Annotated in this window: 22 protein-coding genes; 4 read left to right on the forward strand and 18 right to left on the reverse strand. The window is 45.1% G+C overall.

Annotated elements, in window-relative coordinates; translation table 11 throughout:
• Nucleotides 1–37: 37 nt before the first annotated feature.
• Nucleotides 38–478, reverse strand: coding sequence for a type II toxin-antitoxin system VapC family toxin (locus tag AC3FZD_RS03345; protein ID WP_488738766.1), 441 nt, complete (start codon nt 476–478; stop codon nt 38–40).
• Nucleotides 466–708 (reverse strand): hypothetical protein, encoded by a 243-nt coding sequence (locus AC3FZD_RS03350; RefSeq protein ID WP_488738767.1) that lies wholly within the window; start codon nt 706–708, stop codon nt 466–468. Before AC3FZD_RS03350 ends, AC3FZD_RS03345 begins: the two co-directional genes overlap by 13 nt.
• Before the next feature lie 184 nt (nt 709–892).
• Here AC3FZD_RS03350 and bchI point away from each other — a divergent pair, with 184 nt between their 5' ends.
• Nucleotides 893–2002 (forward strand): magnesium chelatase ATPase subunit I, encoded by a 1110-nt coding sequence (bchI, locus tag AC3FZD_RS03355; RefSeq protein WP_488738768.1) that lies wholly within the window; start codon nt 893–895, stop codon nt 2000–2002.
• A 49-nt stretch (nt 2003–2051) separates the two neighbouring features.
• On the opposite strand, the gene AC3FZD_RS03360 is transcribed toward bchI, so the two are convergent.
• The 16 genes from AC3FZD_RS03360 to AC3FZD_RS03435 all read right to left on the reverse strand — a co-directional run bounded on the left by AC3FZD_RS03360 (nt 2052) and on the right by AC3FZD_RS03435 (nt 18008).
• Nucleotides 2052–3083 carry a hypothetical protein gene (locus AC3FZD_RS03360; protein WP_488738769.1) on the reverse strand — a complete coding sequence of 344 codons (1032 nt, stop codon included), beginning with the start codon at nt 3081–3083 and terminating at the stop codon, nt 2052–2054.
• Nucleotides 3084–3219: 136 nt separating this feature from the next.
• Complete coding sequence (gene tsf / locus AC3FZD_RS03365) at nt 3220–3879, reverse strand: translation elongation factor Ts (RefSeq protein WP_488738770.1); 660 nt, start codon at nt 3877–3879, stop codon at nt 3220–3222.
• A 79-nt stretch (nt 3880–3958) separates the two neighbouring features.
• Nucleotides 3959–4741, reverse strand: a complete 783-nt coding sequence (gene rpsB, locus AC3FZD_RS03370) for a 30S ribosomal protein S2 (RefSeq protein ID WP_488738771.1) — start codon at nt 4739–4741, stop codon at nt 3959–3961.
• Between the two features lie 217 nt (nt 4742–4958).
• Nucleotides 4959–5972: a cytochrome d ubiquinol oxidase subunit II gene (cydB, locus tag AC3FZD_RS03375; protein ID WP_488738772.1), complete on the reverse strand. Its 1014-nt coding sequence runs from the start codon at nt 5970–5972 to the stop codon at nt 4959–4961.
• Between the two features lie 74 nt (nt 5973–6046).
• A complete protein-coding gene (locus AC3FZD_RS03380) occupies nt 6047–7150 on the reverse strand; it encodes a glycosyltransferase (protein ID WP_488738773.1) in 1104 nt (367 codons plus the stop codon).
• Nucleotides 7151–7253: 103 nt separating this feature from the next.
• Nucleotides 7254–8357 (reverse strand): Kelch repeat-containing protein, encoded by a 1104-nt coding sequence (locus AC3FZD_RS03385; protein WP_488738774.1) that lies wholly within the window; start codon nt 8355–8357, stop codon nt 7254–7256.
• A 104-nt stretch (nt 8358–8461) separates the two neighbouring features.
• Nucleotides 8462–8959, reverse strand: a complete 498-nt coding sequence (locus AC3FZD_RS03390; protein WP_488738775.1) for a hypothetical protein — start codon at nt 8957–8959, stop codon at nt 8462–8464.
• Nucleotides 8960–8987: 28 nt separating this feature from the next.
• Nucleotides 8988–9950, reverse strand: coding sequence for a phytanoyl-CoA dioxygenase family protein (locus AC3FZD_RS03395; RefSeq protein WP_488738776.1), 963 nt, complete (start codon nt 9948–9950; stop codon nt 8988–8990).
• An 11-nt stretch (nt 9951–9961) separates the two neighbouring features.
• Nucleotides 9962–10903: a glycosyltransferase family 2 protein gene (locus AC3FZD_RS03400; protein WP_488738777.1), complete on the reverse strand. Its 942-nt coding sequence runs from the start codon at nt 10901–10903 to the stop codon at nt 9962–9964.
• A 2-nt stretch (nt 10904–10905) separates the two neighbouring features.
• Nucleotides 10906–11898 carry a hormogonium polysaccharide biosynthesis glycosyltransferase HpsE gene (gene hpsE / locus AC3FZD_RS03405; protein WP_488738778.1) on the reverse strand — a complete coding sequence of 331 codons (993 nt, stop codon included), beginning with the start codon at nt 11896–11898 and terminating at the stop codon, nt 10906–10908.
• A gap of 168 nt (nt 11899–12066) precedes the next feature.
• On the reverse strand, nt 12067–13479 hold the full coding sequence (locus AC3FZD_RS03410) for a cytochrome ubiquinol oxidase subunit I (protein ID WP_488738779.1): 1413 nt from the start codon (nt 13477–13479) through the stop codon (nt 12067–12069).
• A 174-nt stretch (nt 13480–13653) separates the two neighbouring features.
• Entirely contained in the window at nt 13654–14658 is a 1005-nt protein-coding gene (locus AC3FZD_RS03415; protein ID WP_488738780.1) for an adenosine kinase, read from the reverse strand.
• Nucleotides 14659–14756: 98 nt separating this feature from the next.
• The gene (locus tag AC3FZD_RS03420) at nt 14757–15350 is read right to left on the reverse strand and encodes a 50S ribosomal protein L25/general stress protein Ctc (protein WP_488738781.1); all 594 of its coding nucleotides are present in this window, start codon (nt 15348–15350) and stop codon (nt 14757–14759) included.
• Nucleotides 15351–15450: 100 nt separating this feature from the next.
• Nucleotides 15451–16770, reverse strand: a complete 1320-nt coding sequence (locus AC3FZD_RS03425) for an adenylosuccinate synthase (protein ID WP_488738782.1) — start codon at nt 16768–16770, stop codon at nt 15451–15453.
• A gap of 54 nt (nt 16771–16824) precedes the next feature.
• On the reverse strand, nt 16825–17679 hold the full coding sequence (locus AC3FZD_RS03430) for an alpha/beta hydrolase (protein ID WP_488738783.1): 855 nt from the start codon (nt 17677–17679) through the stop codon (nt 16825–16827).
• Nucleotides 17680–17723: 44 nt separating this feature from the next.
• Nucleotides 17724–18008, reverse strand: coding sequence for a YggT family protein (locus AC3FZD_RS03435; protein WP_488738784.1), 285 nt, complete (start codon nt 18006–18008; stop codon nt 17724–17726).
• 119 nt (nt 18009–18127) lie between these two features.
• Here AC3FZD_RS03435 and AC3FZD_RS03440 point away from each other — a divergent pair, with 119 nt between their 5' ends.
• The 3 genes from AC3FZD_RS03440 (at nt 18128) to AC3FZD_RS03450 (ending at nt 20895) form a co-directional block, all read left to right on the forward strand.
• Nucleotides 18128–19390 carry a PQQ-dependent sugar dehydrogenase gene (locus tag AC3FZD_RS03440; RefSeq protein WP_488738785.1) on the forward strand — a complete coding sequence of 421 codons (1263 nt, stop codon included), beginning with the start codon at nt 18128–18130 and terminating at the stop codon, nt 19388–19390.
• 88 nt (nt 19391–19478) lie between these two features.
• Nucleotides 19479–19598, forward strand: a complete 120-nt coding sequence (gene psbX, locus AC3FZD_RS03445; protein WP_488738786.1) for a photosystem II reaction center protein PsbX — start codon at nt 19479–19481, stop codon at nt 19596–19598.
• 448 nt (nt 19599–20046) lie between these two features.
• The gene (locus tag AC3FZD_RS03450; protein WP_488738787.1) at nt 20047–20895 is read left to right on the forward strand and encodes a Ycf66 family protein; all 849 of its coding nucleotides are present in this window, start codon (nt 20047–20049) and stop codon (nt 20893–20895) included.
• Nucleotides 20896–20909: the final 14 nt, after the last annotated feature.

The following is a 20909-nucleotide window of genomic DNA, read 5'->3' on the forward strand; positions in this document are numbered from 1 at the left end:
GCCAATCATCGATAGTGGGACTTTTCTTCATTGAGCATTAAATAATATCATCAAGAATCACGACCGAAGATAATCCTGGAAAATTTTCAAATGCACGGTCATTCGTTAAAAACAAATCACAATGAACAGAGATAGCAGTTGCTGCATGAATTGCATCAGGTGTTTTTAACGCGGTAGTAGCTCTCAATTGACTAGCATTGAGGATAATTTTTTTATCAATAGCAACCAATTCAATTCCCGTCCCTTCTAGGAAAGTTCTATAATTACCAACTAACGTCTGATTATTTTCTTTGATCGGTTTCACTAAAGTTTCCATTAATGTCAGTTGACTGGTAACTAATTCAATATCACCAGCTTGAAACTTGTGCCAAAGGGGTTGTAGGCGAGCAGAATAAGAAACATGAGACTCAACAACATAAATGACAATTGCCGTATCTAGGTAAACTCGTTGGTAAACATCCAGATTTAACTGTCCCATGAGTTCCTTTCCATCATCAAATCATGATTAATTTCTTCCACCGAACGCTTAGGATGCTGATTCTGTAATTCTTCGATAAACGCCACAAATGAAGACCGGTTGACCAAAGCAGGAGGAGGAAACACGACAAAAACTTCCACCTCTTGACCTTCAGAACCAGGGGGAACCTGAATTTCCACTTTATCGCCCGGCAAAACCTTAGTGGTGATCCGAAGCGCAGACTGCATCATAGGGGGATTCATGGCTGGGTACACCATAGAGCGTCAAAACTACTCTATCGTAATCCTCCAGCGATCGGCAGATCGCCCTGAGTTTTGCCATCCTCTTCAAAACCGCGCCCTTTTCAGGGAAGATAAGTAGGGGGGTTTATGCCCTCCTGATGCGATCCAATGAACCTATAGACTAAGTAACCCTATGAATTCAGTCCTCGCCCCTGAGCAGAACTCAACCCCTCAAACCCCCTTATCTCCTGTGCAGCAGAGCCGTCCGGTGTTCCCCTTTACTGCTATTGTGGGACAGGAAGAGATGAAACTTGCCCTACTGCTCAATGTGATTGACCCGAAAATTGGGGGAGTGATGATTATGGGCGATCGCGGTACAGGTAAATCTACCACTATCCGCGCCTTAGCAGATTTATTACCCGAAATCGAAATCGTTGCGGACGACCCCTTTAACAGTGATCCCCACGATCAAGAATTGATGAGTGATGAAGTCAGACAACGAGTAAACCACCAAGAAACCCTTCCCATTGCCCGCCGCAAAGTGATGATGGTGGATCTACCCCTGGGAGCGACGGAAGACCGAGTATGTGGAACCATTGATATTGAAAAAGCGCTCTCGGAAGGGGTGAAAGCCTTTGAACCGGGTCTACTGGCGAAAGCCAACCGGGGCATTCTCTATGTAGATGAAGTTAACCTTCTCGACGATCATTTAGTCGATGTCTTGCTTGACTCTGCCGCCAGTGGCTGGAATACCGTAGAGCGGGAAGGAATTTCCATCCGTCACCCAGCCCGGTTTGTCCTTGTGGGTTCGGGAAACCCAGAAGAAGGGGAACTCAGACCCCAGTTACTAGACCGGTTTGGAATGCACGCGGAAATTCGCACCGTTAAAGATCCAGCCCTACGGGTGAAAATTGTGGAAGAGCGCTCTGCTTTTGATGGTAATCCCAGGGAGTTTTTACAGCGCTGTCAAACTGAACAGGAAGCTCTGCAACAAAGATTGGTACAAGCTAGGGAGCGTCTCTCTTCGGTTACCATTGATTATGAATTGCGGGTGCAAATTTCCCAAGTTTGTTCGGAATTAGATGTGGATGGTTTGCGTGGCGATATTGTCACTAACCGCGCCGCTAAAGCGTTGGCCGCGTTTGAGGGACGCACGGAAGCTACTGTAGAGGATATTCAAAAAGTGGTTACCCTCTGTCTGCGTCACCGTCTACGGAAAGATCCCCTAGAGTCTATTGATTCTGGATATAAGGTGCAGAAGGTCTTTTGCCGGGTGTTTGGGTTAGCCGAACCGGAAGCATAAAGGTTGTAGGGGCGAAAAATTTTTCGCCCCATCTCCCCATTCCCCCAACCTATTCCCTCTCCTCAATCCAACTCGATCGCCAGGCGGCTTCGGCTTGGGCGATCGCATATTCTTTTTGTTTGCGCTGATAATCTTGTCCCCTGGAGCGCAGGCGATCTTGTAAATGTCTAATTTGATTGCGGCAGCTCGTCACCCTAGCATCACTAAACTCGATATCCGATAGACGCAGATTAATCAGCATGATCTTTAGAGGCAGAGAAAAGGGGAAAATGGCGATCGGATCGCGATCCTCATCCCCATCCCCATCCTCATCCTCATCCTCATCTTCATCTTCATCAAAATCTCCCTTCTGCAAGCCAATAATCACCGGCGCAATCGCATCTTGATGTTGTTTGAGTAACCGTTCAGAGAGTTCAATTTGACTCTTAAAGTCTCCTTTTCTCCTAGGATTGAGGAAAGTTTCTGCTTCAATGACTAAATTTAAAATATTCGGTAAAGTCGGCGAGATCATCTCTTGAGCGCCCATGGTTTGTTTAGCCAATTCGAGCAAGGGTTCCGGTACATCTTCAGTAAAAATATTAGCTTTTCTCAAGAGCTGATTCACTTCATGGGAGAAGGATTCTAAGCGCCTGAAGATCTGCTTTTCTAGGTTTTGCTGCCATTGGGCTAAGGCTTCCGGGTTCTTCATCAACGGCTGGCCTTCCTCAGATTCCACCCGCCTTAAGGGTAAACATTGGGTCTGAGCATCTTCTGTGTCTTCTTCCTCTTCTTCTGAAGGTAGAGCAAGAGTCGCTTCTAGGGGGCGAGTGACCATTTCCCGAACTTCTGCTTCTGCTCGTTGAGCTAAATCTTTAATGGCTTCTTGTAACTGTTGTCTTCCCGTTAACGACAGTTCCAGAAACTCATGAGGATATCCTTGGGTACAAATTTGATAACTGGCTAAAATCAACTGCTGGCGCACCGCTTGCCCTAAATGTTGGGTGTAGTTGCCATAAATTTGATAAAATTCTTCTGCTAAAGAGGCGATCGCACTTTCCAACTCCTCGATCTCCCGTTCGATTCGCTGTAGGGGTCTAGCCATAATTCCACATTTACTCTAGGGTTTTCGACAGATTAAACCTTGAGATAGCAAAGGAGCGCACTGATTACGCCCCTAACTAAGCCAGCCTTCACGACTAGCCAACGGGGTAGGGAGGCCTAAGCCACCCTCAAACCCCTTATTGACCAGCCACTTGTGCAGCTACTTCTTCAGCAAAGTTGCTTTCTGCCTTCTCAATGCCTTCACCCAAAACAAATCGAGCAAAGCGACGAATCTGAATATTCTCGCCTAACTGAGCGATCTTTTCTTTCACCAATTCGGCGACCGTCTTCGTCTGATCCTTAATATACACTTGATCGAGTAAAGTTAGCTCCTTCAGGCGCTTTTCAATCCGTCCAGCCACGATTTTTTCCTTGATGTTATCGGGTTTATTGCCTAAATCATCCCGTCCCATCTCAATCGCTTTTTCTTTCTCGGCTATCTCTGCCGGAATTTGGTCTACACTGATATACTCAACATTCGGACAAGCAGCAATTTGCATAGCAATATCGCGAACCAAGCTTTGGAAAGCTTCCCCACGAGCCACAAAATCCGTTTCACAGTTGACTTCTACCAGAACCCCAATTCGACCTCCAGTATGGATATAACTATCTACCAAACCCTCAGCCGCTACGCGAGAGGACTTTTTACCTGCCGAGGCAATACCCTTTTGACGCAGCCATTCTGAGGCTTTCTCGATATCGCCATCGGTTTCTTTGAGCGCTTTTTTGCAATCCATCATGCCAGCGCCCGTTTTTTCCCGTAGCTCTTTAACCAGTTTTGCTGAAATTTCTGCCATGTTAATTCAGATTCTTGATTACACCAAAGTGCTTACGCACGGCCGATTACTCTTTTATGATAAGGCTTGAAGGAGATCTCTAGCCTTCGCTCTCCTCCTCCTCTTCATCCTCGTCAAAATCTTCATCATCGAAGTCTTCTTCCGCATCCGCATAATCATCCGAGTCATCTACATACACTTCACCATGATGACCTTCATAAATGGCATCTGCCAATTTACCCACAATCAGCTTAATAGAGCGAATGGCATCATCATTAGCTGGAATGGGATAATCCACCGTATCCGGATCGCAGTTCGTATCCAGCAGAGCTACAATTGGGATATTGAGCTTCAGGCACTCCTGAACCGCGTTATACTCCCGCCGTTGGTCAATCACCACGACGATATCGGGAACTTTACGCATGGTTTTAATGCCGCCGAGGTATTTTTGCAGTTTACCCATTTCCCGACGCAATACAGAAGCTTCTTTTTTCGGACGCAAGTCCAACGCTCCAGTATTTTCCATGCGTTCAAGTTCTTTTAGGCGTTCTACCCGATTTTTGATCGTTGCCCAGTTGGTGAGCATTCCCCCCAACCAGCGCTGATTGATATAGTATGCACCACAACGAGAGGCTTCTTGGGCAATAATTCCAGCCGCTTGCCGCTTGGTTCCCACAAATAAGACTTTTCTGCCTTGCTCAGACATGGTACGCATGTACTGATAGGCTTCTTCAATTTTCTGGGCGGTTTGCACCAGATCAATGATATGTACGCCGTTGCGGGAGGTGTAGATGTACTGGGACATCTTGGGATTCCAGCGACGGGTTTGGTGTCCGAAATGAACTCCAGATTCTAATAACTGAGCGAGGGAAACAACGGGCATAGATTTTTATTCTCCTTTCGGGTTTATCCTCCATCTAGGTGGATTGATTTCCACAAGGGAAACACCCGAACCGCCTAGATGTGCGTGTTGAGACAACCTTACTATTAAAGCACAATTGGCGTGTTTTTGCCAGGAAAAGATCAAAATTTTAGGGACAGGGGAAGGGGCAGCGTCTGTGCGTTCCTCTTCCTCTGTCCCGGAGTAAAATCTTTACTGATTATTCTCCGTAAGATTCTGTGGTGATTTTCCCTCTAAAGACCACGTAGTTGTAAAGGGTGTAGGCTAAGAGGATGGGAATCAGGAAGCCCACAAAGATGATCATAAAGACCAGAGAACTGGTATCTGATGATGCTTGATAAATGGTAATACTAGGGGGGATAATGTAGGGGAAAATCAAGAATCCTAAGCCGAGGAAAGAGGTAAAGAAGAGCAATACCGTCCATAAAAATGGGGAGAACTCCTGTTGATTTTTCAGGCTACGGTAAAGGAGAAAAACTAGCAAAATACAACAGAGTGGAATCAGGGAGAACAGGTAAATTTGAGGAGCTTCAAAGAGCCGAGAGCGTACAGAATTATAGAAGATGGGCGTGCTAATGGTGATAAAGAGTGCGCCGACAAAGGTACTAAGGGTGGCAATTTTAGCGGTTTTGAAGTGAGTTTGTTGCAATTCTCCTGTGGTTTTCATGATCAGATAGGTGGAGCCAATTAAAACATAGGCTTGAATGAGGGTTAAGGCGACTAAGATGGATCGCCAGGTTAACCAGTCAAAAGGGCCGCCGATAAAATGGCCGGCTTCATCCACAGCAATGCCTTCAAACACTGTCCCTAGGGCAAATCCTTGGCCGAGGGCAGCGAGGAAACTACCGATACCAAAGGCATAATTCCAGAACCATTTGCTTTCTGAATTTTCCCGAAATTCAAAGGAAACGGCCCGGAACAGCAAACCCACTACCATGATCACTGCGGGCAGATAGAGGGCGTTGAGGACGGTTCCATAGGCGAGGGGAAAGGCTCCAAAGAGGGAGCCACCCATGAGAACTAACCAGGTTTCGTTAGCATCCCAGACATTACCTAAACTGGTCATCAGGAGCGATCGCTTTTCTTCGGAAGATGAAGTGATCGAAAGAATACCCACACCGAGATCGAAGCCATCTAACAGGACATAGAGGAACAGAAACAGTCCCAGAATGAAAAACCACAGTTGAGGCAGAAAATATTCTAGAGATTCCATAAGTTCAGAGTGGATAGGGTAAAACAAGTTAACACAGGAAACGGTTCCATACTATACCCATAACCTGCTATCAGTCATGATAACGCCAACCTTCCATAAATTCTTTCCAATTCGCCAATATTGTTTTGCTGGTCAAATTTTTGCTCAACAACCCGGCGACCAGCTTCTGAAAATTGCTTTTGCAGTAGAGGATTAAGAAGCAGTTCTAAGAGGTAGTTCGTCAGTGTAGGGGTATCTTTTTCTGAAATCAAAAATCCATTCTTTCCATGAACAATTGCTTCTGGAATTCCGGCATGTTCAGAACTCACTACTGGTAATTTCATCGCCATTGCTTCTAGAATTGTCATCGGTAACCCTTCAGATTCTCCTTGGGAAGTCGTTAGGCTCGGAGCTGCTAATACTGAAGCCTTTTGCATCCAATTTTTCACTATTTCAGAGGACTGTACTCCCAGAAAACGATAGCACTTTAATAATTGGCTGGCTAGATCTTCTAGAGAAGCTCTAAGAACACCATCACCAATAATCACCAATTCCACATCAGGCATACGCTTTTGAACCTCTACCATTGCTCGAATTAAATATTCGCATCCTTTCTTTTCTATCAACCTGCCGACAAATAATACTATCGGTTCTCGTTTGCATTCGGTATTAGGGCTAAATCGATGAATATTTATGCCAATATAGTTCACTGCTATTTTTTCTGGGGGGCATCCTTTTTCGATAAGTTGAGAGCGAATAAACTCTGAAACTGCGATAAAAATGTCCGCTTGTTGAAAGATGTGATCGCGATTTTTAAAATATAATTCTCGATAAAATTGACCTCTATTTTTCACAAAGTCTCTAGTATTTTCGTATAAACTTTTAGATGGATTAATTTCTATTTCTGCGGTGGCATAATACCCATGAAAAGTGACGATTAGCGGGAGATTTAATTTTCGTGCCAGGGGCAAAGCTAAAACTCCATCCAAACCGAAATGAGCGTGAATTAAACGAGGAGATAAATCTTGTAAAGGTTTGAGCCAGCGCGGGTGGATGAAACCCGTTAATTTATAGGCTGTTTTCCAGAAACCGGGAGGAGATGCCAAGTCACCGAGAACAATGGTTCTCTCCTGGGGCAGCATTGACTGAGCAGTGGGGAAGCGCGAGCTGCCGACGTAGAAACCTTGATAGGATGACAAATTTTCGACTTGTGCGGGGATGAACGTTTCCGAATAGGGAATGAGTTGGTCGCGATAGATGATTACCGTTTTTTTGGGTTCCATGTTAACCATTAATTCATCCCTAACTGTCGGAAAATCTCCGTTTGGTCTTAATCATATCTATCAAACTTGGATTAAGTAAAGTTCTACTCTGGAAGTTTTTATGTCTATTTCTACCGCCTCCAGTCACAACCAACCATTTGCCTATTGCATTAGCAACACAGGCATAAAGATTAGTGGGTAAGGATGCCAGTTCGAGCCAACTATCTAGTTTTATGTCATAGACAGTAATTTTAGGCAGCAAATCTGTATAATACTTGGAACCTTTGATCGAATGCTTCAATGCGAGAAAAACTTGTAGGGGAAAATCATCAATGAGTTTGTCATTTTCATGGGCAAATAGATCTTTGAGCTTTTCACTTAATAAGTGGGGATTTTGATTGTTGCGGCCCCCAATAATAATGATGTAATGATCGACTCCAAAAGTTGAGGGTTCAAAATGAGACCTGGGTTCCGGCAAACTGGCCAATTCCAACCAAGTATCTTTTAGGGGATTGTAAACATGAACCGAATCCACATCAACTGGATTAGTATCGTGGCGATGCTGACCGCCAATAGCATAGATTCTGTCATCAATGGCAATGCTAGAAACATGACCGCGTGGGTTTGGCAGAGGCGCTTTTTCCACCCACTCGGTTCCCCCCTCTAGCGGGAATAACCAATGTTCTCCACAAGTGGTATCTCGGTCTGCTGCAAAACCACCAAAATAGTGCAGTTTCCCATCGATAATCTGGAGACCACCACCCGCGCGGGGTTGAGGTAGTGGGATACCTTTTTTCCAGGAATCGGCGATCGCATCATATCGCCAAACTACATCGGTTATCCAGCCTGGATGATTGCCTACAAATCCGCCAGCGAACCACACTCGCGACCCATCTAGAGCAGCATTAACATGAGTTACAGCAGTCGGCATTTCACCCAATTTAGTCCATTGGTTGGCTTCGAGATTATAGACAAATACATCTTTGGTTGCTTGCCACCCAAAGGTAAAACCGCCAAAAACATAGAGTTGGTTGTTAATAACTGTTGTTGCACTTTCTAACAGTGGAGTGGGAAGCGGAGCGCTTGTTTTCCATAATTGATGAGGTAACGTCCAGTTTTCGAGTCTTTGTGTGATTGAGACCATGATTTTTTTATTTCAATACTGTTAATAGAAATCTTGAGCGATTTTAAAATCAATTATTTTCTAAGATTTGATATAGGTGTGGATTTTTGTTAGTCATCTTTAATTTACCCCAACTTTAATTTTTCTGCAAATTCCAGCATTTTTTCCTTAGCTTTTTCCGTACCTATCTTTAATCGATTTTGGTCAATTTGCAAACTCTGAATTTGGCGATCGGGATGGCGTTGCAACCAGTAATAGAGATTGTTTTCTAGTTCAAAAATTGCGCGATCTATTTGCTCTTCAACTGTTTTTTCTGGCAAAAGCAAACGGGACTTACATTTTTTTTTGCATTCTACAAGCTGAATATGACAGTGAGCTTGTCCGTTAATATAGGTATCAAATCTCAAAATTTCATAACCAAAAGCATGAAATATTAGCGACGGACCTTTTGCTACTTGAAGATTTTTCCAATATACCTCCAAACCGACCTTCTCATCTATTTCAAAATGGATAACATCGTTTCTAATTTGAGCTTTTTTTGATTTATATTGATGTTGTTTTTTGAGACTGCGGGCATACATATAGGAAAAAACAGAAGTAGCTACATCGCGGACAATAGACATAATTAATTGACCTCTTTTTTACAAAAATTTAAACATATGAATATTTAGGAATCCACCGCGCTAGAGCAGGAAGGGAATCTTGCCAAGTCGCGCAAGCTTGTTTTTCTTCAGAAAGTCCTACTGTTAGTTGAGATAATTCTTCCCTTGATAACAGATTTCTACCAGCACGAAAAGGTTGATGGGGACGACGGCTTAAATAGCCAAAACTAACTGCACGGCGGGGACATTTTGTCGGAGGTTTGCCACGATGATAGGAACGAGCCGTATCGACAATAATTACAGTTCCCGACGGCCCGGTATAAGTTGTCAACCAATTTTGTTCAGATTTAGGGATTAAATCTTCTACTTCTTGATGACAAAAAAATCTATATTTATTTTTAACTTTTTTCAACAGTAGTGCAGAAACTTCTGGGTGCATATATTGAAAGGGGCCGCCTTCATCATCAACATCATTAAAGTAAATAATTATTTTCAGCATTTTGCGGTCTTCGTTATCTAAATGCCAAAGTCTTGTTGCTGTTTCTTTGCCATTATTGGTACTGAAATTACACATAAAAGTGTCATAGGCAATAGGCAAACCAATGTAATTGGCAGCAATACTGATTAATCTTTCTTCAAGACCCCACTCAAATAGAGCGGGATATTTAACCAGCTTTTGAAAATTGGATGTAACGGCAAAATGAATGTTCTGTTTTTTAGCAATCTCTTCTAGCTCTTCGAGGATTTGGTTGGCTGCTATCGTCAAATCAGTGGTGTTCTGTATTTCTAGTTCTGACAAAGAAGTAACAGAAATTCCATGTTGTCTTAGGTCTTTCACAATCTTAGCATCATTGGACTTGAGGGGAGGTAACTGGTTTTCAAAATCTTTGAGATACTGCTCATATCTTGGATAAAAAAAGTTTTTTTCTAACATTTGATTATTAACCAAATATTGTGCAAAATCTGGGAGTATATTTTTGAACTTTGTTTTGGGCGATCGCTTGAAAATCATAAGGCTTTTTTTTAATTACTCTTTAGGAGTTGTCTGATTTTGTTTTTAAGATAAATCCAACCCACTTTGAACCATAATTTTAACTGGTAAGTCAAGATTGAATTTTCTTTAAAATATAGTTGAGTTTCAGGGAGATCGAAGGATTCCTTGGAGTCCGTCGCAATTATCAGTTGAACGAAAGAAGAAACAAAGTGATTATCCGCAAATTTTTGAATTTCAGGAAACTCATGTTTGAGATAATATGCTGATTTAATTCCTAACTTAGCTCTCTCAACTCCTAAATCTTTTCTAAAGGCATATAAATTATTACCATGACAGCGATGAACTGCAAGTCTATCTGGAGAAAGTACCCCAGGAGATAAATAAATTGCTACAAACCTAACAAAAGAATCGCTAGAAATAAAAAACTGCTCAGGCATGGGCAATATTTGCTCGATAATATTCCTTTTAAAGCACAAACCGCTTGTGGCTGTAAAGCAATAAGTTAGCTTTTTCCCCTTCAATACCACTTCGCGCAGATCGATGAATCGAAATTCATTGATGCGACGTTTTCGTTTTTCTTTCAAGGGTAAACCGTTAGCGTCTACATCCTCTAAATCGTGAAAAATCCAACCTGCTTCCGGGTATTTATCGAAAACTTCAAGAATTTTAGTGATTTTTTCTGCCCCATAATAATCATCGGCATCAAGGAAGCAAATGATTTGTCCGTTACTGGCTAAAAAACCGGCATTGAAAGCTGATGCTTGGCCTCCATTTTCTTTGAATACGGGGATGACTTTGGCTCCATAACTGCTAATAATCTCTCGCGAGTTATCGGTGGAACCGTCATCAACAACTATCACTTCAGTATTCGAGTAAGTTTGAGCCAAGGCACTCTCTATTGCTTCTCTCAAAAAACTGCCGTAATTATAGTTATTAATAATTATACTAACTAAGATCTCTTCTGATTTCATAATCAATCATTTTTATTAGCTTTTTCCCAGTTCAAAAATTCCCCTAAAGCTTTCAAATGACTTTCGAGACTCCCCCAATACATTTCCATTTCACTAGCGGCTACAATATCGGTTTCTAACTCTTTTCCATATTTAAGACGGTGACGGATAGCTTTACGCAAGTCGTTGGCCATATATAAGGGAATAACTAATGGTCTTTGCCAGGGTTGATGTCCCAACATTCGGGTCACATGACGACTTAAGCCAACTCCCCGTAATAATTTCATTAAGTATTCTTTTTCCAAACGATATTTAGGAATTTGATGGTAAATCCGCATTTGGGGATTAAACCAGATTTCCCAACCTGCTTTTCTAATATACCAAAGGGCTTCTAAATCTTCTCCTTTGGCCATTAAAGACCCCTTGACTGGGCCTTTCAATTCTAAGTTGTCTTTTACATTTTCTACCCAAGCTTGTTTTCTGATCACTAGACCTGCTCCAGGGGGTAAGAGTCCTCTTTTCAGGGGATCTTGTGAGTTAAAACAAAAGGGTTCTTCGGCAGTCCATTCTATGATTGCTAAACAAGAGGCTATTCTGTGAAAGTTGTGTGGGGGGTCTACATCATAAATGCCCTGAACGACACCACTGTAAGCTCCTGCTTTTGGATGGGCAACTCCAAAAGCGTAGGCATTAGCTACCCAGTCGGGAGAGGGAAAATTATCATCATCTAAAAATCCGACTAGGGGACTTTGGGCCTCTTGCATGGCTCTTTGCCGGGCATAACTGGCTCCTTGTCGGGGTTCAAGATAATATTTTAGGGAGTATGATTCGGGCCAGTTTGACTGATATTCTTGAATGATTTTGGCTGTATTGTCTGTGCTGTTGTTATCAACGATGACAATTTCCCAGCAAATGTTTTCTGTGTTGATTTGCGATCGCAACCTTTCTAGAATGAGAGGGAGATATTTCTCCGCATTATAGGTTCTAATCGCTACACTAAACTCTGGGTTACCCATTCATTCTATATTTTTTTTCTAATTAATATTTCGCAAAATCATAACGTTTGTCTAGTTTTTTGTCAATAGAATAGTCATAATTTGACAGAAAAACTGAGGATTTTCCTGAATTTTCTGTCAAATTAATAGCTGAAATCGATCGCTTTTAAGGATTGCTCTTAAAATGGGCTAATTACTCGTTACCGGTGAGGGTTCAGAGCTTCGACTTTGAGCATTGCTAGGTAAAGGAATCTCTAAGTTTGGCCCTTTGCGAATAATGCGACTGCCAAAATACAGCGCAGATCCCAGGAAAAAGATGTAAATGCTGGTAATTCCCACCAAAGAAGTCAAAATTTCTCCAGGAGGGAGGTTAGAGGCAGCATCTACGGTGCGAATTTGCCCATAAACTGTCCAGGGTTGTCGTCCTACACAGCGCACAATCCAGCCCGTTTCTACGGCCAGATAGCCCAAGGGAGCGGCAAAAATCCAGGCTCGTAAAAGCCATTTTTGAGCGGTGATTTTGGCTTCTGAAAGTTGTCCTCGGAGCCATTGTAGGAGGGTGACTGCGGCTAAAGCGGCTAAAAATAGGCCGATCGCAATCATAATACGGAAAGAGTAATAAACTAATCCCACCATATGGGGACGGTCTTCATAGGCCCATTCTTTGAGTCCATAAACCGGTTCAGAGAGTTTGGGTTTCATCTCTAGGAGATAACCGAGAGCATAGGGAACTTTGATTTCCCAATCATTACTTTCAGTTTCTCCATTGGGAATAGCGACTAGACTCCATCCAGCCATTTCCCCGGCGGGAATAGTTTCCCATTGACCTTCCATGGCAGCAAGTTTAGTAGGCTGATAGTGATACACTTGTTCAGCGCTCAGGTGACCCATGAAGATTTGTAGGGGAGCAACAGCGATCGCCACAGCTAAAATAATTTTCAGAGATTTGCTAAAAAAGCCCACATTACGGCCATTAATCAGATACCAAGCGCTAATCCCCCCAATCACAAACAGGGAAGTTTCCAAAGTAGCGAAAAACATATGCAGGAAACTGTTAACCATAAACGGGTTAGCAATAGCTGCAAAAAAGTCATGCACCACAAACTTGCCATCAATAAACTCACCCCCTGCGGGAGTTTGCAACCAAGAATTGGCCGATAAAATCCAGAATGTGGATAAATTCGCCCCAAAGGCCACCAAAATCGTAGCGATGTAGTGAATCACTGGGGGAACTCTCTCCCAACCAAACAGCATAATACCCAGGAAACTGGCTTCGAGCATAAAAGCCATCGTTCCCTCAAAACCGAGGACTGTACCAAAAAAGTCCCCCACCGCTTCCGAAAAAGGGGCCCAGTTCATGCCAAACTGAAAGGCCATCGGCAGTCCAGAAGCCACACCAATACCGAAGTTGAGGACATAAATCTTAGCCCAAAATCGGCAATGACGATAATAGTCTGGATTGCCGGTTTTCAGCCAGAGTCCTTCGAGAATCACTAAAAAAATGCCCATTCCTGTAGTGAGGACGGGCCAAAGCATATGAAAAATTGCCGTTAAAGCAAATTGAATGCGCGAGAGCGTTACTGGGTCTGAGAGCCAATCCATGGACTGTTCTGCATATGATGTAAGTTTTGCTCTTTTGGTTTAACGGATAGTTCGTAATTTAGGCAAGGGTTGAATGAGATAATTTAAGAAAGTTTACAGATTTTGGCGATCGCCCCTTGCATACCCCTCTGTTTGGGACGATTCCAAAAGAGGGGAAATAGCCAGCCCCTTCAGTTAAGATCCGAGAATAGCGGCCATCTGTTCCACAGGTGCTTTTTCCAACCGAGGCCCTTGAATCTGTACGATCGCCGATCCCAGATAATTCCCCCACCGAGCCGCTTGCGGCGCACTATAGCCATGAGTAAGTCCATACAACGCACCACCAGCAAAAGCATCCCCTGCACCCACCGTATCTAGAGGCTTAACCGGAAATCCTTCCACCGTAATGATCTGTTTATCTTGTACCACTAAGCACCCTTTCTTACTATCCGTAATAAAGGCCAGATCGACCATTTCTCCGACTTTTCGGGCGCAAGCCTCCAAGTCTTCCAGGTCTAAAAACTGACGAACTTCATCCGCATTACAAAACAGCACATCACAATAGTCCGTCACCACTTGGCGGAAATCATCGCGGAAACTGTGCAACAAAAACGGATCGGAAAGCGTAAAAGACACCTTCACCCCATGGCGCTTAGACTGCTCCATGGTCTCAATACTCGCTTTTCGCGGATCGTCCCCTGTCCAGAGATAACCCTCCACATAGCTATATTGACAGCGTTTGAGCTTCTCCACATCAATATCACTGGGAGCAAGAGTGCTAGAAACCCCCAAATTCGTACATAGGGTGCGCTCTGCATCTGGGGTAGTCAACACCACACAAGTACCCGTGGGGCCGTTTTCTGGGGGTGAAGGAGCCACTTCAAACTCAATCCCAGCCGCTTTCATATCTTGGGCGTAAAACTGGCCATTAGTATCTGCCGCCACTTTACCCGTGTAAAATCCTGTACCTCCACTTTGAGCGATCGCGATCATCGTATTAGCCGCAGAACCTCCAGACCTTAATTTCAAGTCATCGCCCTGGAGTCCCCCCAGAATTTTACCCTGAGCTTCGGCATCTACCAGAGTCATCACCCCACGTTCCAAAGACCGTTCAGCAATAAACGAGTCATCCACAAAAGCCAACACATCGACCAACGCATTACCAACACCAAAAACATCCAATTGATGACTCATGCTCATTCTCGATCCTCCATGATTGATATTTATGAACAGGGAATAACGCAAAAAAAGGGCGAACCGAAATCCGCCCCCAAAAGGCTAGTGTCAGAAAACACTCTCTAACCTTTACTATCTTCTTCTGCCATTTTCCGAGTCACCCTAGAAGCCAAAACAGTAACCACCAGTTGCTTGGGTTCGGCCATAATCTTGACCCCTTCAGGCACATTTAGATCTTTAACTGCTAAAGATCCTCCAACCGGCAGATCGCTCACATCCACATCAATAGCTTCCGGAATTCTATTGGGAGGACATTGAACCCGCACTTCACTAATGGGAGAATCAAGCAAGCCACCCGATTGTTTCACCCCAATTGCCTCTCCCACAAAATTCAAGCGTACATCCACTTCCACGCTCTTTTGAGAAGCAATCGAAAAGAAACTCAGGTGATAAGGAAAACCTTTCCAGGGGTGGCGTTGCACTTCCCGCAATAGAACCTTACCACTCCAAGAGAGTTCCGGGATATTAATATTAATCAGGGTATTGTTGACCACAGCACTTTTGAGCAGATTTTGTACCGTCTTATCATCCACGGTCAAAGAAATCGATTCATTGCCCTTATGGCCATATAAATTAGCCGGGGTAAATCCAGAACGGCGCAAGGCTCTGGGTTTAGTTCCCGCTTCTCTTTGGTGACACTCAATAGTAAGTTCCATAATCTCTGTTTCAGTGTTGATTTTAACTCAGGTTGAACGGTTGCCCGGCTCAGATCTGGGCCGGGCAGTTAGTTGCCAGCCGTCCTAGAAGGACGTTGCTCTAAACCCAATCTTTTGGTAAGGCCCGTTTGGGCCCGTGGATGGGGTCTTCAACGATGATCGTGCGATCGCGACTTGCTCCTATCGAAACAATAGCGATCGGCACATCCATCAGTTCTGCTAGAAATTTAAGATAATCTAAGGCAGCTTTTGGCAAATCCTCCAAAGTACGACATTCAGCCGTTGGTTGTTTCCACCCTGGCAGCGTTTCATAGATCGGTTTACACTTGGCAAAAATCCGGGAGCTGGTGGGAAAATTTTCGCACCGTTGGCCCTCAATATCATAGGCCACACAGACCTTAATTTCATCCAGATTATCCAGAACATCGAGTTTGGTAATCGCCAAACAATCGAGTCCATTAATCCGCACCGCATACCGACCAATCACCGCATCAAACCAACCACAGCGCCGAGGGCGACCCGTAGTTGTGCCAAATTCAGCCCCCACATCCCCTAATTCTTCCCCAACTGCATCTTTAAGTTCTGTGGGGAAGGGGCCCTCTCCCACACGGGTAGTATAGGCTTTCGCCACCCCAATCACCCGGTCAATCATGGTAGGGCCAACCCCAGCCCCCACACAGGCTCCGCCTGCAATGGGGTTAGAGGAAGTCACATAGGGATAGGTTCCATGGTCTAAATCTAGGAGAGTTCCTTGGGCCCCTTCAAAGAGAATATTATGGCGTTTTTTAATCGCCTCATAGATTTTCAGGGAACTATCCACCACATAGGGGCGCAACCGTTCGGCGTATTCTAAGTATTCCTCAATGACAGATTTGGGGTCTAGGGGAGGCAAATCATAGAGTTTTTCGATCAGAGCATTTTTGTATTCAACCGTCCATTGCAGTTGTTTGCGGAGAATATCCGGTTGCATCAGGTCAACAATCCGAATACCCGTCCGTTCTGACTTATCGCTGTAGGTGGGGCCGATACCGCGTTTAGTCGTTCCAATCTTGTGTTCTCCCCGTTTTTCTTCTGAAGCTTCATCGATGAGCCGATGGTAAGGCATGGTGATGTGGGCCGTTTCGGAAATCATCAACTGTTTTGTGGAGACATTGAGCTGATGGAGTTGATCGATTTCTCCAATCAGTACCTTGGGGTCGATCACCGTTCCCCCCCCAATGATACAAGCGGTATCCGGGTAGAGTATCCCAGAGGGAATCAGGTGCAGCTTGAAGGTTTGACCCTGGACAACCACCGTGTGTCCAGCATTGACTCCGCCTTGATAGCGGACGACAACATCGGCTGATTTACTGAGTAAATCAGTGATTTTTCCTTTTCCTTCATCGCCCCACTGGGCACCTATTACGATAACGTTAGCCAAGGGTCTTTCTCTCAAGCGATCGCACAATCTACTATTATTATGGATTTCATTTTTTTATGTCAAGCCCTTGGATGGTTTTTGATCAGTTTCGATCGCCTCAATGAAGTCGCGAATCGCTTGGGCTACCGCATCCGGATGACTGCGCGGCCAATCTGGATCTCCCGTAGGTAAGGTTTGTTCTTTTAGATTGGGCACTCCCTGGCTATAAACTTGGTTAAGCCGGTCAATTTCCGGGCGATCGCTATGGCTCGATAAACCCGATAGCAGTAAACTCGGAACCTTGAGAGTAGGCAACTCATCCTGGACATATTCTGCCTGAATTTCCTTAGCTCTGCGTAAAAACAGCATCTGACAAGCGGGGAAAAATTGCAGAAAATGCGATCGCCGCTCTAACAGCGCCTCTATCGGTTTCCCCTTCCCTATCCATCGAGCCACAGGTAACACCACCTTCAGTAACTGCACCCAAAAAGATTTCGGCCCCACCAACCAAGACGCTGGTTTCCATCGGTCTTTTAACTCCGGTACATCCACCCCTTCCGGAGCCAATAAAATCAAGCCTTTCACCTGTTCTGGATGGGCCAAACCATAGCGCGTCGCAATCCATCCCCCCAAGGAATGGCCCACCAGATAAACCGAGTCTAATTTCAGAGCTTGGAAATATTCCTGTAAGCACTCTATCTGCAAATTCACTGAATAATGAACATTGGGCCGATCCGACTCCGAAAATCCCAGTAAATCGGGAGCAAAACACTGATAATCTGCCCCCAACCGCTCCATCACCCCCACCCATTGCCCCCCCTCATCCCAGGAGCCATGTAAAAAAATAATCGGGGTTCCCTGACCCACTTCTCGCCAAAATAGCATTCCAGCAGAGAGCTTAATTCGTGCATTCCGAAAGAGAATTGTCATATTCAGTAAAAATTAAAAGCGGACATTCAAGGGAGATCTCTCGCTTAGAGCATCATTTTCAACAACCCTTGTTGGCCAATGAGCAATTCTCGAATCAAAGAACAAATCCCCACCCAGATAATAGGAGTAATATCAACACCGCCTAGGGGGGGAACGACTTGGCGTAAGGGACTTAAAAAGGGTTCCGTCGGCCAAGCGACGACATTAAAGGGAAAACTATTAAGATTGACTTGAGGATACCAGGTGAGAACAATCCGGAAAATGAACAAAAAAGTCATGATTGCCAGGGTGATTCCTAAGATTAAAATGATTAGGCTCAGGGTAGTCATCGGCTTTGCTTTATCCCTTATGGTGTGACATCTAATTGAATTGTACAACTGTGGCGTTGCGCTAGACTGAAGAAAAATTAAGCCATCCTTCCGACCCAGTAACCATTTCGCGGAAGATCATGATGTTTCCAATCGCTCGAAATCGAAAACTTCCTACAATCACAAAAGCCTGCAATCTCCTTGCGATTGGATCGGCGATCGCCTTCTTAGGCATAACGGGATGTACGACGCAAGTGCAATCAGAAGCTCCAACTGCAATCCCCATGGAGGAATCCGCCACCGATACCCCAGCCCCATCAGAAATGGCATCTACTGGCAATCCAGAGTTTAAGAGGATCACAGTGGTAGAAAACCTAGAACATCCCTGGGGTTTCACTTGGCTGCCAGAGGGTTCCATTCTGATTACCGAGCGATCAGGACGATTGCGTATTGTCCGAGAGGGTGTCCTCGATCCCACACCGATTCCTGGAGTCCCCGAAGTTTTTGCCCAGAGCCAAGGGGGACTCCTCGATATTGCCCTGCATCCAGACTTTGTAGACAACCGCCTGGTTTACTTCACCTATGCTCATGGAACTCCTTCAGAGAACCGAACTCGGATCGCGCGAGCCACCTTTGATGGCAGCTCCCTGAGCAATTGGCAAGTCATTTTTGAAGTATCCCCAACCAAATCCAGAGGACAGCATTTCGGCTCCCGTCTCCTCTGGTTGCCCGACGGTACGCTGTTAGCGTCCATTGGCGATGGGGGCAATCCTCCTATAGAACTTGAGGGGCAATTCATCCGCCAACAAGCCCAAAATCTCGGCAGTCATCTGGGCAAGATTATCCGCATCAATGACGATGGTTCAATTCCAGCAGATAACCCTTTTGTCAATGATGCTGAGGCAGCGCCAGAAGTTTGGAGCTATGGCCATCGTAATATCCAAGGATTAGCGTTTGAGGCGATCGCCAACCGGGTTTGGGCGACGGAGCATGGCGCTCGCGGAGGGGATGAAGTCAATTGGGTGGAAGCCGGTAAAAACTATGGCTGGCCAGTAGCCACCCACAGTCGGGAATATTCGGGCGGGCTGATTTCTCCAGAAACTTCCCTACCGGGGATGATAGACCCTAAAGTAATCTGGACTCCCTCCATTGCTCCCTCTGGCTTGGCTGTTTATGCGGGGACGCGCTTTTCCCAATGGCAAGGCAATCTGTTTGCTGGAGGTTTGGTATCTCAAGATATTCGCCGTATCGAGCTAGACGAGTCGGGCAAGGTTTTAAATCAGGAGTCGATCGCGATCGGTCAGCGAGTACGGGATATCCGAGAAAGTCCCGATGGGATGCTCTATGTGCTGACGGATGCACCAAACGGCCAGCTCATCCGCCTAGAGCCGGTTAACCGCTAGAGCCGGTTCTGTTTTCTGTCTCATGTAAACTCATTGCTGTTAGAATTAGACGAAATGTAAATCTTTTAGTAATCTTGCGTGAGGATCTATGACTCCTTCTTTAGCCAATTTTTTGTGGAGCTTAGTCTGGGGTGGCGCAATTGTCATCATTCCAGCAACCGTTGCTTTAATTTTTATTAGTCAACGGGACAAAATCCAGCGCTCTTAAGGAATCAGAGCCGATTTTAAGCCGCAAATCCTTGGGCTGGTTTGCATACAGCACAGGGAAATCTTACTGGATACATGACGATCCCCCACCCTTTTTTAAGAAGGGGCATTGGCAAAAATCTCCCTTTCTAAGGCTTGCCCTAAGTGCAGTAGAAGGGGAGATTTAGAGGGATCAAATTGAATCGGACTTGATATCACTGAGTCTCAAGGATTAGCGGTAAAATTTTTGAAGGGAGTACATCAGAAATCCTGATTCAGCAAGGGTCAAAACTGGATTGATGTCATCTACAATTGCGTAAGCCGTGGACAAGTAGGGGCGGGTTAACCACTCCTCTGGTCTTCCCCACGAAGCTCAGGCTTAACCGCCCCTACCGTTTACCGATTAGTGTTAGTGATCATCCATTACCAGCGCACAGCGCTATCGTTCAGTTTCGTGGAGTAGGCAAGTCATGGTCAATATTGGACTCAACCCAGGGGCAATGTTGGGCGTTGTCCTGTTTGGGGCCGGCGCTGGGTTGTATTTTCTCCGGTCGGTTCGCCCAGAATTAGCACGGGATCATGATATTTTTTTCATGGCAGTGGCCGTTCTCAGTGGTGGAATTTTATTTTTTCAAGGATGGCGACTCGATCCGATCTTAACTTTTGGTCAGTTTCTGTTGACGGGATCGGCGATTTTTTTTGCAGTGGAAAGTATTCGCTTGAGGGGCTTGGCGACCTCACGGGCGAAGCAAAATACTCCAATTGTGGATGAGGATCGACCGGTGAGCCGGGCATATACTTATGATGGGTATGATAATTACGATCCTCGCCTAGATCGGTTAGAGCCGGAGGAAGAACCACGCCCCCGACGGATGATTGGCACGAAGGAAGACCGCTATACTCAAGGCGATCGCTATGAGGAGGATTATCCCCGACGCTCTTCATCGAGCCGCCGACGCAGTAGTTCTCGGCCTTCAGCCCCTGCTTCTAGCTCAGGAAGCAGACCCCCGCGCCGTCCTTCCCCAACCCCCAATCGAGGGTCTGAGGATTGGGAAAAGTCGAGTTATCGGTCAACTGGGTATGAAGACCCTTATGGGCCGATGGATGATGATGATCGCTTCTATGGTTCCTCTCCAGAGTCGCGAGAGTCCCGTCCCCCATCTGAAAGCCGTCGTCCGCAACCTCCAGAGAGCGATAATGCGGGGTATCGCGATCGCCGAGAACCGGAACCGCCAAGGGAAGATTATGTGGATTTTGAGCCACTTGATGATTTAAGTAGCGATCGCCCCAACGATCAACCGGGGAATTTTGACTATTAGGGAGTGAGTTAACT

The organism is Roseofilum sp. KMC-1 (assembly GCF_057802075.1).